This is a genomic window from Phascolarctobacterium sp. ET69, assembly GCF_023336935.1.
Classification (GTDB): Bacteria; Bacillota; Negativicutes; order Acidaminococcales; family Acidaminococcaceae; genus Fusicatenibacter_A; species Fusicatenibacter_A intestinipullorum.
In genome coordinates this window covers 389,475-402,709 of sequence record NZ_JAMBLR010000002.1, presented here as the reverse complement: position 1 = coordinate 402,709, position 13,235 = coordinate 389,475, and the positions used below count along the sequence as shown (strand labels likewise).

General features: G+C 47.1%; 12 protein-coding genes. 2 read left to right on the top strand and 10 right to left on the bottom strand.

Features of this window, described 5'->3' with window-relative positions; all coding sequences use genetic code 11:
• Positions 1 to 16: 16 nt before the first annotated feature.
• The 3 genes from M3079_RS04680 to M3079_RS04670 form a co-directional block, all read right to left on the bottom strand.
• Complete coding sequence (locus tag M3079_RS04680) at positions 17 to 1,138, bottom strand: M20 family metallopeptidase (protein ID WP_249077563.1); 1,122 nt, start codon at positions 1,136 to 1,138, stop codon at positions 17 to 19.
• A 14-nt stretch (positions 1,139 to 1,152) separates the two neighbouring features.
• Positions 1,153 to 2,520: a C4-dicarboxylate transporter DcuC gene (dcuC, locus tag M3079_RS04675; protein ID WP_249077560.1), complete on the bottom strand. Its 1,368-nt coding sequence runs from the start codon at positions 2,518 to 2,520 to the stop codon at positions 1,153 to 1,155.
• 192 nt (positions 2,521 to 2,712) lie between these two features.
• Entirely contained in the window at positions 2,713 to 3,138 is a 426-nt protein-coding gene (locus M3079_RS04670; RefSeq protein WP_021715960.1) for a Fur family transcriptional regulator, read from the bottom strand.
• Between the two features lie 190 nt (positions 3,139 to 3,328).
• Between M3079_RS04670 and M3079_RS04665 the strand changes: the two genes are divergently transcribed.
• Both M3079_RS04665 and M3079_RS04660 read left to right on the top strand, forming a co-directional pair.
• A complete protein-coding gene (locus M3079_RS04665) occupies positions 3,329 to 5,494 on the top strand; it encodes a Tex family protein (protein WP_249077558.1) in 2,166 nt (721 codons plus the stop codon).
• Between the two features lie 315 nt (positions 5,495 to 5,809).
• The gene (locus M3079_RS04660) at positions 5,810 to 6,406 is read left to right on the top strand and encodes a DUF4274 domain-containing protein (protein WP_249077556.1); all 597 of its coding nucleotides are present in this window, start codon (positions 5,810 to 5,812) and stop codon (positions 6,404 to 6,406) included.
• A gap of 104 nt (positions 6,407 to 6,510) precedes the next feature.
• On the opposite strand, the gene M3079_RS04655 is transcribed toward M3079_RS04660, so the two are convergent.
• From M3079_RS04655 to M3079_RS04625, 7 genes are all read right to left on the bottom strand, one after another.
• Entirely contained in the window at positions 6,511 to 7,110 is a 600-nt protein-coding gene (locus M3079_RS04655; protein WP_249077554.1) for a lysine exporter LysO family protein, read from the bottom strand.
• Complete coding sequence (locus M3079_RS04650; RefSeq protein ID WP_249077551.1) at positions 7,110 to 7,400, bottom strand: LysO family transporter; 291 nt, start codon at positions 7,398 to 7,400, stop codon at positions 7,110 to 7,112. The genes M3079_RS04655 and M3079_RS04650 overlap by 1 nt, the downstream gene beginning before the upstream one ends.
• Before the next feature lie 50 nt (positions 7,401 to 7,450).
• On the bottom strand, positions 7,451 to 9,082 hold the full coding sequence (locus M3079_RS04645) for a DAK2 domain-containing protein (RefSeq protein ID WP_249077549.1): 1,632 nt from the start codon (positions 9,080 to 9,082) through the stop codon (positions 7,451 to 7,453).
• Positions 9,083 to 9,140: 58 nt separating this feature from the next.
• Positions 9,141 to 9,998 carry a DegV family protein gene (locus M3079_RS04640; protein ID WP_249077547.1) on the bottom strand — a complete coding sequence of 286 codons (858 nt, stop codon included), beginning with the start codon at positions 9,996 to 9,998 and terminating at the stop codon, positions 9,141 to 9,143.
• A 144-nt stretch (positions 9,999 to 10,142) separates the two neighbouring features.
• A complete protein-coding gene (locus M3079_RS04635; RefSeq protein WP_021715968.1) occupies positions 10,143 to 10,700 on the bottom strand; it encodes a hypothetical protein in 558 nt (185 codons plus the stop codon).
• Between the two features lie 144 nt (positions 10,701 to 10,844).
• Positions 10,845 to 12,533: a carbon starvation protein A gene (locus M3079_RS04630; protein WP_249077545.1), complete on the bottom strand. Its 1,689-nt coding sequence runs from the start codon at positions 12,531 to 12,533 to the stop codon at positions 10,845 to 10,847.
• A gap of 245 nt (positions 12,534 to 12,778) precedes the next feature.
• Positions 12,779 to 13,210 carry a hypothetical protein gene (locus tag M3079_RS04625; protein WP_249077543.1) on the bottom strand — a complete coding sequence of 144 codons (432 nt, stop codon included), beginning with the start codon at positions 13,208 to 13,210 and terminating at the stop codon, positions 12,779 to 12,781.
• Between the last annotated feature and the right edge of the window lie 25 nt (positions 13,211 to 13,235).

The following is a 13,235-nucleotide window of genomic DNA, read 5'->3' as shown; positions in this document are numbered from 1 at the left end:
GTGTCCATATATATTTTTATTTTTGCACAAGTTTTTTTACAACGGCAGTTAAAAGATTAAAACGCGGAACAATGCTTACCACTTCACCATATTCCCTGTCAGAATGAGCGCCGCCGCCAATCGGACCCATTCCGTCAACAGTCGGCACGCCAAGCGCAGAAGTAAAGTTGCCGTCACTGCCGCCGCCCGTGGCAACCCATTCCAGCGCCAGCCCCAGTTCAGCAGCGGCTTCGTCAACCACGGCACACAGCTTTCTGGAGGCTTCCGTTGTATTAAACGGCGGGCGTTTCAACCCTCCGCTGATGTCAATCTTTACACGGCTGTCAAACGGTGCTGCCTGCATTTCTTTTAATTTTTTATCAATGCGTTCAGCCTCTTTAATATCGGTTATGCGTATATCTATGCTGCATACGGCTTTCTCGGCAACAACATTGGCACCTGTGCCGCCGTTTACAAGGCCTATATTCACTGTCGTGCCTTTTTCCGGCGCAGCCAGTTTAATTATTTCCGCTCCCCAGCGGATAAATTCATTAATGGCGCTCGCCCCTTTATCCGGGTCAACACCGGCATGTGCGGCAATGCCGTTAAAAGTAAGTTCATATTTGACAATGCCTTTGCGCTTGTTAACAAGTGCGCCGCTTGCCCTCGCAGGCTCAAGCACAAGCACGTTAGCGGCTTTAACGGCTTCGCGTTCAATAACAGGGCGTGAAGCAACGGAACTGATTTCTTCATCAGAATTAAACAGCAGGCAGATACTGCCGTCAAGATTTTCTTCCGCAACATACTCTGCAAGGCTGCACATATACATCAGCCCGCCTTTCATATCTGCTGAACCCGGCCCTGTAAAATGTCCGTCTTTTACCGCAAAAGGCCGCTGTGCGGCAGTACCCGCAGGAAACACTGTATCCATATGGCCTATAAGCATTACATCATACTTTTCACAAGGCTTGTTAACGGCTTTCAGGCAAGGCCCAACCTCAGGCCCAACACTGATTTTTTCCGTAAGCCACCCGGCTTTTTGCAGCCGTTCTTCTATATATTCTGCAACTTTAGCCGTACCTTCCGGCATTTTGCTGTGCGAATCAATATTAACAACCGTTTCCAGTTCCTTTAAAAAATCCTTTTCGTTAAACGCCATGTTACATTACCCCCTTAAAACTGCCAGAACAAAGCAGTGCATGCCAAAGTAGTAATAATTGCCAAAGCCATGGGCACTGCGCTGCGCTTTGCCACTTCAACCGGACTGATTTGCGAAATGCCGGAAACAGCTACAACTACTGCGGTAATAGGCGACACATTGCGGGCAATGCCTGCCGCAAACTGCATCGGCAAAAGCATTAACACGGCATGCATGCCAAGTTTTTCGGATACCGCAGGGGCAAGTGCCGAAAAAGCAAAGAACGGAGCATTGCCGCTGCCCATAACGATTGCGGAAACAACAATTACCATTGTCATAACAACCGTCATGCCAAAACCGCCGAAGCCGGAATGTTCGGCATAGCTGATGATAGTATCAATAGCGCCGATAGAAGTAAGGCCTTTGGCAAAAACTTCACCGGCAACAACCAGCGTTACAACAGTGGCAAACTGCGTGCCCATGCCGTCGAAAAAGGTCTGAATGCTTTTCATAACTTCCTTAAGATTGCCGTGGCGTACAAGTTCAAAGCCCATGCTTACAAAAACGCTCAAAATCATGGCCGTAATTACATCCATTTTAATGCTGGAAATAAACAGCTTGCTGAACGCCAGAATTAAAATCAAAGGCAGTACCGGCAGAATTGCATAAATTTTGCCCGGTTCATCTCCGTTTTCACCGCTGCTTTCAATTACTTTTTTCTCTACAACGTGGCCCTGTTTTTTATCAAAATATTTTTGCATTATCATGTGCGAAACTGCAACAACCGCCATAACGCAAACAGCTACCGGAATCTGGTAATGCGCAAAATAAATGGCTACATCAAGCCCGGCATTTTTGGCTGCCAGTGTTGCATTGCCGCTGCCCGGCCCAAGGTCAAGGCAGGAAGCAGTGGCAATCATTGCCGTTGCGGCTTCTTTGCTCACGCCAAGGCTTACAAGAATATGATACATAGTAAGCATTAACAAAAGGCCAAGCCCGGAAGCACTGGGAATAAAGATATTCAGAATCTGCCCTACAATATAGCCAAAGCCCAGCACAATATAGGGCGCATGAAACATTTGCAGCGGTTTGATGCAGATTTTAACCAGTGATTTGCTGGCACCGATTTTATCCATATATCTTGTAAAACCGGCAACAGCCATTATAATCATGCCAAGGTTGGCCGTACGCGACTGGAAAATTGTGGTCATATATTTAAAAATATCAAACCCGGCAAAACCGGTTGCCGCTTTTTCTGCCAGAAGCGGTTTGCCTACAATAAAAACTGAACAGGCCATCAAAATACTGCCGGCAACCATCAGCACAGTTTGTGCTTTATACTTTTTGATGATAAGGTAACCTGTTATTACCGTAACAATAATTGCAATAATTAAACCCAACACAAATATCTCCTCCAGACAAATTATAAATTTTAAAAAACAAGCTGCCCTCCTTCTTTACCGGCACATTTGTATGGCACATTTGTATTTATTTGTGTATTATTTTACCAAAACTTTGCAAATTTATAAAGCAATCCGGAGAAAAAAATAAACACTTTCGGATAAATTTCCAAAAGTGTTTACTATTTAACAATATCAGTGTTTTTTGCGGCAGTTTTCGCAGACCCCGTAAAAATAGAACTGGTGCCCGCTTAATTTGTAGCCGCTTTCTTTTTCGGCCTGTGCCATAATACCGCTGTAATCAACATTAAACAAATCCTCTACCTTGCCGCAGCAGGTGCACTGCACATGGTGATGATCGCTGATGTCGGCATCATAGCGGAAGCTGTCCTCACCGGTATTGATGATTTGGATGACATGCAGCCTGTTTAATATCTCCACGGTTTTATATACGGTAGCAAAACTCATGGAAGGATATTTGGGGCGCAGCGTTTTGTACAGCATTTCAGCGCTGGGATGTTCATGCGTTGCTGCCAGCGTTTCGTACACAGCCAGGCGCTGCGGCGTAACTTTATAGCCGTTTTCGCGCAAAATAGCAGTAAGTTCGCTGTTAGTTAACATAAGCTCCTCCTTCCGGCATTGCCCTTAAAGCAATGCAGCCTTAATAAATCTTTTTAATAATTATATTAAATAAGATTTTCTCTGTCAATATTCATTATCCGTTGACAAAAATATTTCACTAAAACGCCACAAGGATTTTTTCTAACCGCGGCGAATGTAGTAATATTATTTTTGTAAAACGAGGTACGCCATGACTATTGAACAAATTATAGCAGCCGAGCTGAAAGTAAAACCGCAGCAGGTACACGCCGCACTGGAACTTTTGGACGGCGGCAACACTATACCCTTTATTGCGCGCTACCGCAAAGAAGCCACCGGCACTTTGGACGAAGAAGCGCTGCGCAGCATTGAAGAACGGGCCAAATACCTGCGCCAGCTGGAAGAACGCCGTGCGGAAATACTTGCCGCCATTGAAGCGCAGGAAAAACTGACGCCGGAACTTAAAACGCAGATTTACGCCGCAGTAAAAATGCAGGAGCTTGAGGATTTATACCTGCCCTACCGCCATAAAAAGCGCACCCGCGCTCAGATAGCCCGCGAAAAAGGTCTGGAGCCGCTGGCAGAACTTATAACGCAGCAGGTACAGCCGCCGCTGCCGCTTGAAAAACTTGCCGCACTGCATATTGATGCGGAAAAAGGCGTAAACAGCGCCGAAGAAGCGTGGCAGGGAGCAATGGACATCGTTGCCGAAAACATCTCGGATAACGCCACCGTGCGCGATTTTATACGCCGCGAACTGTGGAAGAACGCAGAGCTTGCATCGGCGCTTGGCACAGACGAAACAGAAGCCAAAGACTTTTTAATGTACACGGATTATGCCGAACCCGTACACCGCCTGCCGCCGCACCGCATTTTGGCACTGAACCGCGGCGAAAACAAAGGGCTGCTCAAAGTAAGCCTTAAATACCCCGCCGAAATTATGACCGAAAAACTGGCGCGCAAACTTAAAATACAGCAACACACCGTATGGACAGAAATGTACACAGCGGCACTTGCCGACAGCTACAAACGCCTTATTTTCCCTTCGCTGGAGCGTGAAATAAGAAACGAACTTACCGAAAAGGCCGAAAAACAGGCCATCAGCATTTTTGCGGCCAATCTGCGCCAGCTGTTATTGCAGCAGCCTGTTGCCGGGCATACCGTGCTCGGGCTTGACCCCGGCTACCGTACCGGCTGCAAAGCGGCTGTCATCAGCCCGCAGGGCAAAACACTGGCCACCGCTGCTTTATACATTACCGGCAGCGAAAAACAAAGGGCTCAGGCCGAAGCAGGCTTTTTAAACCTTGTAAACACTTACGGCGTAACGCTTGTTGCTATCGGCAACGGCACAGCTTCTTACGAAACAGAAGAATTTACCTCGCAGATGATTGAAAAACACCGGCTTAACATTGCCTATACCATTGTCAGCGAAGCAGGGGCTTCCGTGTATTCCGCCTCCAAACTGGCGCGCGAAGAACTGCCGGAACTTGACGTTTCGCTGCGCGGCGCGGTTTCCATAGCACGCCGCGTGCAGGACCCGCTGGCTGAGCTTGTAAAAATTGAACCGAAAGCCATTGGCGTAGGGCAGTACCAGCACGACGTTAACCAGAAAGAACTGGCCGAAACACTCACCGGCGTTGTGGAAAGCTGCGTTAACCACGTTGGTGTGGAACTTAACACAGCCTCACCCGCACTTTTAAGCTATGTAGCAGGCGTTTCGCCCACCGTTGCCAAAAACATTATTGCCTGGCGCGATGAACACGGCAGCTTTACCGCCCGCAAAGAACTTTTAAAAGTAAGCAGGCTTGGCCCCGCCGCCTTTACGCAGTGCGCAGGCTTTTTACGCATTGCAAGCGCACAAAACCCGCTTGACAACACCAGCGTACACCCGGAAAGCTACAAGCTGACGGAAGAAATTATTAAACTTTTGGGCTTTAGCTTAAAGGACTGCACCGGCGCAGAATTGCAACACGCCGCCGCAAACGCCGATGCTGAACAGATAGCCAAAACGCTTGCTGCCGGGCTGCCCACCGTTACGGATATTTTGGCAGCACTGGCACGCCCCGGGCGCGACCCGCGCGAGGACACACCGCCGCCCTTAACACGCAAACACGTTGCCAAATTAAGTGACCTTGCCATTGGCAGCATTGTTAAAGGGCGCGTGCAGAACGTGGTAGACTTTGGCGCCTTTATAGATATAGGCTTAAAAACCAGCGGTTTTGCGCACCGCAGCGAACTGTCTGATAAACGTTTCCGCCATCCGCTTGACGTTGTTGCCGTCGGCGATATTGTAGAAGCGGAAATTATCAGCATCGACGAAGCGCGCAATAGAATAGGCTTAAGTTTAAAACGTGCAGCGGCACGAAATAAAAATTAAATATCCTGCTTACAGCAGAAATAAAACAACCTGCCGGGCGTTTTTTCGCAAGGCAGGTTATTTTGTTTGTATATGATTATATTTACGTTTTTAATTATAATTAAGTTTGTTATTTATTAAGTTAGTTTTTACTGCTGTTACTTTTTATACAAAGCCAATTTTAGTTTTATAACAGCCTTATGATGCCTATGTAAATTTAATAATTTTTGATAATTCATATACCACATTAAAATTTTTCTTAATTATTTATGTTAAAATATAATTAGAATAATAAACCTCAATTCAATGTATTTATTAGATAAGGAGGATATTATCATGCTGTCAGAAGAAAGAAAAAAAGAACTTGATATTCTTATGGAACGTGCGTCTTGTGCTGGAGATGACTATTATTTAGACATGGAACAAGATGAGTTTGACGATGAAATGGAGGGCTGTGAGGAAGAAGAATTTTACAAAGGATTCTGCCGTCAAAGAGAAATAGGTTTTGAAGCTTACAAAAAGGAAATTGCAGAATTATTTTCTCATATCACATCCGCTGAAGAACTCCACTACATGATTGCAGATTATAATTATGATGATGGAATGTTTACAGTTGAACAAATTGTAATGAATCCCGCTTGTGATATAGTTACTGCTAAAATGGTCTACTGGCTTTGCGGCCCAACTTATTATTACGACAAATACGGCAGCCCATCAAAGTGCAGTGAGGAAGATATAAACCGGGATGCGGCATTGCTATTAACAAAAATGGAAGCAAAGGCTGCTGCAAACGCTTTCAAAACCGGACTTGAGTGGAATGGAGAGTTAGTTGATGAACAACCCGCTAATCTTGATTTCACTCGGGAGCCATATTGCCATGTGCCAGCAGCATTTTTGCATCGCTGCAACAGTGCAAACACTTTGCTAATATAAAAGAGCAGTACAAATTACAACTGTATAATCGGTTACAAACATAAAATAACCTGCCGGGCGTTTTTGCGCAAGGCAGGTTTTGTTTTATATATTGACGATATTTTTCACCTTAAACTCAACAGCCACGAAATAAGTACCGGCACAATGAGGGTAAGCACCAACCCGTTGATGAAAGAGTACATCCCGACATGCAGGTTGGTATATTTTATTACTACCGGCAGCCCGCTGTCCATAGTAGCCGCACCGCTGGGGCCAAGCGCCAGAAATTTATGCACGCGCACCAAAAGCGGTATTAAAAAGAAACCGGAAATTTCGCGCATCATATTTGCCAAAAACGCTACTGTACCAATTTCTGTACTATACATGGCGCTGATAACAACCGAAGAAAAACTGTACCATCCAAGCCCGCCGCCGACAAGCAGCGAATCATACGCGCTCAGCCCGGCAATATGCCCCAAAAGCAGTGCGCCGCAAATGCTGCCGCAGGCTACCGCCAAAGGTATGGCAAGCGCCAGCAGCGCGCTGTGCAGGTTGCAGATGCGTTTTAAAATGCCGCGGTTGCTGCCGATTTCGATACCGGCAATAAAAATCATTACGTCCAGCGCCGACATTAAAATTAAATCCAGCGTGTCTTTAACGCCCGTATCTAAAAACAAATAACCAAAAAGCAGCCCGCCCACGAGAGAAACGGCAACACTAAGCATTACTCGCCCTCCTCTGTATCTGCCGGGCGCGCCAGCAGTTTAATGGCGGCAGATAAAAAAAGTATGCTGCCGCAAACCGCGCCAAAAGCAATGGCTCCGGCCTGAACGCCGAGTGTGCCCAGTTTTGCCAGCAGCGCATCATCACAGCCGATTTTTGCGCCAAGGCAAAACAGCATGCTACACAGGCACAGCGTAGAAAGTTTACTTAAATAAAATTTTATTTTATAACTCAGCAAATTAGCGAGCCCCACGGCAATGCCGAGGACAATCGCCAGCATGATTTCCTGCATAAGTCCCCTCCAAAACAAAAGGCATGCGGCCTGCATGCCTTAATTTTATGCTATTCCAAAGTTATAATCAGCGGGTATAAAGGCTGCGCGCCTTCAAGCACCTGCACTTCTGCGCCAGGGCACAGCTTTTCAAGTTCTGCCGCTGCGCTTTGCGCTTCGTTTTCGGAAATATCGCTGCCGTAGTACAGGGTTAAAAGTTCCCAGTCCGTACCGGCTTTCTGCACCGCGCCTACAGCTGCTTCGTTTAAGCCTGAGCCTGTGCAGACTATTTTATTTTCCAACAAGCCGATATAATCGCCCTTAATAATGGGCAGCCCGCCAACAACGCTGTCGCGCACGGCAATGCTTACTGCTGCGCAATGTGCGCTCTGCGCCGCTTCAGTCATGGCGGCTGTGTTTTCTTCCATCGTCTGCGAAGAATCAAACGCCAGAACTGCGGCAATGCCCTGCGCCAGATTAATGGTCGGCACATAGCTTACACGGTCTGCGCCAAGCAGTTTTTGCGCCTGCTGCGCTGCCAGCACAATGTTTTTATTGTTTGGCAGAATAATATATTTGCTGTAAGCGCCGTTTTCAATGGCGTGTACAAATTCTTCCACAGGCGGGTTCATACTCTGCCCGCCGCTGATGATTTCATCGACACCCTGCGCCAGCATAATTTGCGCAATGCCGCTGCCTGCCGCCACGCTTACAAGGCCAATGCCTTCTTTTTTGGGTGCCGTCTGCTGCACTGCCGCCACATTGAATACACGGTGTTCGTGCTGCTCTGCCATATTGTCAATTTTAATATCGTGCAGCGTGCCCCATTCAAGTGCCTGCTGCAAAACAGCGCCCGGGTTAGCGGTATGGATATGTACTTTTACCACGTCATCCATTGCCGCTACAATAAGCGAATTGCCTAACGGCGCTAACGCAGCGCGCACGGTTTTATCATCCACTGCCGTATTTTTTACAATAAATTCCGTGCAGTACGGATTGGTTAAGTCAACTTCTTCTGCCGGCAGGGCGGCAATTTTATTAACGGATATGTGCTGCTCATCTTCCTCCGGCAAGTTTTTGCCCAGAAGGCCGTTTAAGCAGCCCTGCAAAAATACAATCAGGCCCTGGCCGCCGGCATCAACAACACCGGCTGCTTTTAAAGCGGGCAAAAGCTCCGGCGTGCGTGCCAGTTCTTTTTTGCCGCCGGCAATGGCTTCGGTCAAAATTTCGGTAAAGTCCTCACCGCGGCGCACTGCGTGGTAAGCCTCTTTGGCTATGCCGCGCGCCACCGTTAAAATGGTGCCTTCCACAGGTTTGGCAACGCTGCGGTAGGCATATAAAATGCCAAACTGAAAGGCCTTGCCAAGCTCGTTGCCTGTAACGCGCGCTTTGCCTGCCAGCCCGCGCCCAATGCCGCGCAGAAGCTGTGAAAGTATTACGCCGCTGTTGCCGCGCGCGCCCATAATGGCACTTTTGGCAGCCGCTGCGCCAACCTCCGCCGCAGAATTCGTATCAAGCGGCAAAAGTGCACGGTGCACCGCTTCCATGGTGCGCATCATATTCGTCCCGGTATCGCCGTCAGGCACCGGGAACACATTTAATTCGTCAATCTGCCGGTAACCGGCGGCAAAAGCCGCATAAGCGCCCAGCAGCATGTTTTTTATATCGTGGCCGTTAATTACAGCCGTCTGTGTTAAGTTCATCTTCACTCCTTGATTATGGCAGATAGCCCTGCCTTTTTATTTTCCGGCCGCGCCGGATTTATTCTTTGGTACGTACAAAAAGCCCAATGCAACCGGGCCCCAAATGGGTGGCCAAAACAGCACCGATGCCCGTCATCAGTACCGGCACACCGGGATAACGCTTAGTCATTTCTCCGTAAAGATATTCGGCATCTTTTTCCGCGCCTTCATGGGCAATGCAGATTCTTTCAAGCTCTCCGTGCGAAGAAGAAATTTCAAGCATTGTGTTAAGCACCTTGCTGCGGGTACGGCATTTGGCGGCAACAACAAGTTTGCCTTCCTTATCCAAAGTTATTACCGGGCGTATGCCCAAAAGGCTTCCAAGCAGCGCGCCAACAGCACCTATGCGCCCGCCCTTCTGCAAATATTCCAGCGTATTTACCGAAAAACAGGTTTCCGTGCGTGCAACAGCGCCGTTAATAAACGCTTCCAGTTCATCCATACCGGCGCCTTCATCGGCCTTTTTCAAAATATCAAGCGCCAGTGCGCTGATGGGCGTTGCCGCCGTAAGGCTGTCGAAAATGCGGATATCGGCACCGGGAATTTCCTGCATTACCTGCCGCGCTGCCATGCAGGCGGTATGGTAAGTTCCGCTTAAAACGCTGTCTACAAAAATACCTATAACTTTCTTTCCTTCTTCGGCAAGGCTCGTAAACAAATCCAAAAACTCGCCAACCGGCGGCTGCGAAGTTTTCGGCAGTTCGCCGCTTTCCTTCACCATTTTAAACATTTCTTCCGGCGTTTTTTCGCCATCGCGCCACTCAACCGCTTTATGGCGGAAAATAAGCTGCAAAATATGGCAGCGTGCGTCATGCGCCAGCGGCGTTTCCGCGGCGGAAGCAATGCTGTCCAAAACTATATGGATGTCATTATTCAAAGTGCCATCCTCCTGTCTATATAATAATTCCGTTAAGATAAAGCTGACTCTATCATTTAATTTTACCATATAGACATAATTTTTTCCATCTGCAAAATAAAAAGGCCCCTGCCCAAAAGCAGGAGCCCGAATATCAGCCGTTAATTAAAAGTCGTTTTCCATGAATGCTTTGTCAACGCGTTTCATTTCGCGGGTTACGCAGCGGCCAAATTCTTCGCTTACCCAATCCCAGCGGCTGGTAAGGGTTTCGTCGATTTCTTTGTCCTCATAAATGCGGTGTTCATAGAACTTGCCGTTTACTGCGCTGTAAGCATAGGTTTTGCCGGTGATGTCAAGTTTCAAAATACGTTCTGCGCTCGGGAATACCGGGTTGTCTTCGCAGGTATCAAGAACCATGCCAACAACAAGGTCAGCGCCGGAAGCTTTGGCAATGCGTACCATAGCGTCTTTGGAAGCGCCGTCTTTACCAATGTTTTCAGCTGCAATAGCATCGTTGGTAGCGTCATTTTCAAGCAGTTCGTATTCAGGATAATCGAACAGCTGAATAGCGCCGCTGATATAAATCTGGCCTGCGGTTTCGGAACCGGAGTTGTTAACCAGAGGAAGTACTACAACTTTAGCGGCTTCGGCTTTGCCCATAGCGGGAACAGCAAAACATACAGCCATCAGGGCTACCATTAACAGATTAAATAATTTTTTCATTCTCTTACCTCCCAAGATAAAATGGCTATGAAATAATTTTAACACAATTCAGATTAAAAAAACAGTATGCAGTAAAAAAATAATCGCATAAAAAAGCACAGCCCGTGCGTATTACAGGCTGCGCCACAAAATTTTTACATTTAATTATGCGTTTGCGGTTTCATTTTTGCTTCCGGCTTTGCTGCCGCACAAAGTTTTAAGCCCGTTGGTGGCAATTAAAAGTGCCAGAATAATAAGGGCAATGGCAACAACAAGCTGCAAACCGTCGGTAAGCATGCCGAACGGTGCGCCGGTAACGAGTTTATTGACAATGCCGTAAATGCTCATGGCAAGCGCGCTCATGGTTGCGGCAAACATAAAGCCCATCGGCACATAAAGCATCCAGCCCTGGCGGCCCGTAACTTTAAGGAATACCGAAAGCGAAATGAATACCAGTGCTGCGCACAGCTGGTTGGCTGCGCCGAACAGCGGCCATACGTTCATATATCCGCCCAGGCAGAGCAGATAACCGAAGAACAGAGTAATAACGGTTGCAAAATATTTGTTGGTTAAAACTTTCTGCAGGCCGCTCATTTCTTCCGGTTTACCGGAGGTGAAAAGTTCCTGGAAGCACATACGGCCGATACGCCCAACGGAATCGAGCGTGGTAAGCGCAAGTGCGGATACGCACATGGTAATTACGCAGGTGGCAACGTGAGCCGAAAGGCCGAACATGCCCATAAAGCCGCCAACGGCACCGGCAAAAATCTGGAACGGCGTGCCTTTGGGCATTACGCCGCCGGTTGCCGCAGCGCCTACAACAATAAGCGAAACAACTGCAAGAATGGATTCAATAAGCATTGAACCGTAACCGATAAAGAGCATGTCTTTTTCGTTGGAAACGGTTTTGGAAGATGTGCCGGAAGATACCAGGCTGTGGAAGCCCGATACAGCGCCGCAGGCGATAGTGATAAAAAGTATCGGAAACAGCGGCTGGCCGTTTACAACAAAGCCGTTAAACGCCGGCAGTTCGATAGACGGGTTGGTAAAGATAACACCGATAACGCCGCTGGCAATCATGCCTAAAAGCAAAAATACGCTTAAATAATCGCGCGGCTCCATTAAAAGCCACATCGGCATTACTGCCGCCATAAACATATAAGCAAAAACTACATAAAGCCAGGTTGTTTTATCGTAATACAGCGGGTATTCAATGCCTGCCCACAGCATGGCAATCATCAAAACAATGGCAACTGCCAGTTTCGGTCCTTCTGCCAGAGGGCATTTCTTTAAAAAGTAGCCGAAGGCAATGGCAACAACAATGTACAGCATCGAAATGGATGCCGCAGCGGCATTAGGGGTTGCAAGGCCGCCGTCTGCCTTAAAGCCGTTGAAGGTGCTGGCAACAATATCCGCAAAAGCGGCAGTTACAAGCAGGGTAAACAGCCACGAGAACAAAAGGAACATTTTTTTGCCGGTTTTGCCGATATACTGTTCAATAAGCATGCCCATTGATTTGCCTTCGTTTTTAACGGAAGCATACAGCGCAGTAAAATCCTGCACGGCACCGAAGAAGATGCCGCCAATCATCAGCCACAGCATTACCGGCGCCCAGCCGAACATAGCGGCAATAATCGGGCCGGTTACAGGGCCTGCGCCCGTGATGGACGAAAACTGATGCGCAAAAACCGTGAATTTGGAGGAGGGAACGTAGTCGTTGCCGTCCTCATGCACATAAGCCGGTGTTCTTGCATTGGGATCTACGCCCCACAGTCTTACAAGCCAGCGGCCATAGATAAAATAGCCGCATGCACACACGACTAATGCGATACCTAACAACATTAATCCTGTCATGATACTTACCTCTTTCCCTTAAAATAAAATAATAATATAGCTTGAAATTTATCACCAAAATACTTTTCTGTCAACAAAATCCGTAAATTTTTGTGAACTTTTGCAAATTAATCTTCAAAATGTAAAGAATATAATAAAAACAGTGAACTTAATCAGTGTTTGTACACTTATTTAAAACAGTAAAAAAACGCCGGGGTTAAACGGCGTTTTTTAGTACTTTTTATTTTTCAGGCTTTCCAAAAGCATCACTGCCAGATAAGCTGCATCAGTTTTTTGTATTCCCCGTTTAAATGGCGGATGATAACATCAAACATAGTGTAAATCAAATCGCCGTCCGCTTCGCTGCCTGGCAGCAAAACGCAGCAGTCCAAAACAAGTGAGCCGTTATCATCAAAATAATATTTAAACGATTTAAACCCTTTGTTAAGGCGGTTAAGTTCCTTTAAAAGCCCTGCTTCGTTGGCATCGTTTAAAACACGCGGTGCAACAAGCACACGCACCATGCCGTAAATACTGCTGTCTAAAATTACAATTGTCGGCAGCTGCTGCCCGTTAATTTCAATATTAGAACGGAAAACAACGCTGTTTAAATTATCACCGGCAATTTCATCAACAGTAAAACAGGTAATTTTTTTGTCATCAAGATACTTTTTAAAAGATTCCGCTTTTTTATTCATGCCTGACCTCCAAAATTATTTGTAA

What these genes read in the sequence shown, in the direction of transcription:
- M3079_RS04670 (WP_021715960.1), bottom strand. Translation starts at nt 3,138, where the DNA reads ATGTTAACTAACAGCGAACTTACTGCTATTTTGCGCGAAAACGGCTAT.
- M3079_RS04660 (WP_249077556.1), top strand. Translation starts at nt 5,810, where the DNA reads ATGCTGTCAGAAGAAAGAAAAAAAGAACTTGATATTCTTATGGAACGT.
- M3079_RS04665 (WP_249077558.1), top strand. Translation starts at nt 3,329, where the DNA reads ATGACTATTGAACAAATTATAGCAGCCGAGCTGAAAGTAAAACCGCAG.
- M3079_RS04645 (WP_249077549.1), bottom strand. Translation starts at nt 9,082, where the DNA reads ATGAACTTAACACAGACGGCTGTAATTAACGGCCACGATATAAAAAAC.
- M3079_RS04630 (WP_249077545.1), bottom strand. Translation starts at nt 12,533, where the DNA reads ATGACAGGATTAATGTTGTTAGGTATCGCATTAGTCGTGTGTGCATGC.
- M3079_RS04680 (WP_249077563.1), bottom strand. Translation starts at nt 1,138, where the DNA reads ATGGCGTTTAACGAAAAGGATTTTTTAAAGGAACTGGAAACGGTTGTT.
- M3079_RS04655 (WP_249077554.1), bottom strand. Translation starts at nt 7,110, where the DNA reads ATGCTTAGTGTTGCCGTTTCTCTCGTGGGCGGGCTGCTTTTTGGTTAT.
- M3079_RS04635 (WP_021715968.1), bottom strand. Translation starts at nt 10,700, where the DNA reads ATGAAAAAATTATTTAATCTGTTAATGGTAGCCCTGATGGCTGTATGT.
- M3079_RS04625 (WP_249077543.1), bottom strand. Translation starts at nt 13,210, where the DNA reads ATGAATAAAAAAGCGGAATCTTTTAAAAAGTATCTTGATGACAAAAAA.
- M3079_RS04650 (WP_249077551.1), bottom strand. Translation starts at nt 7,400, where the DNA reads ATGCAGGAAATCATGCTGGCGATTGTCCTCGGCATTGCCGTGGGGCTC.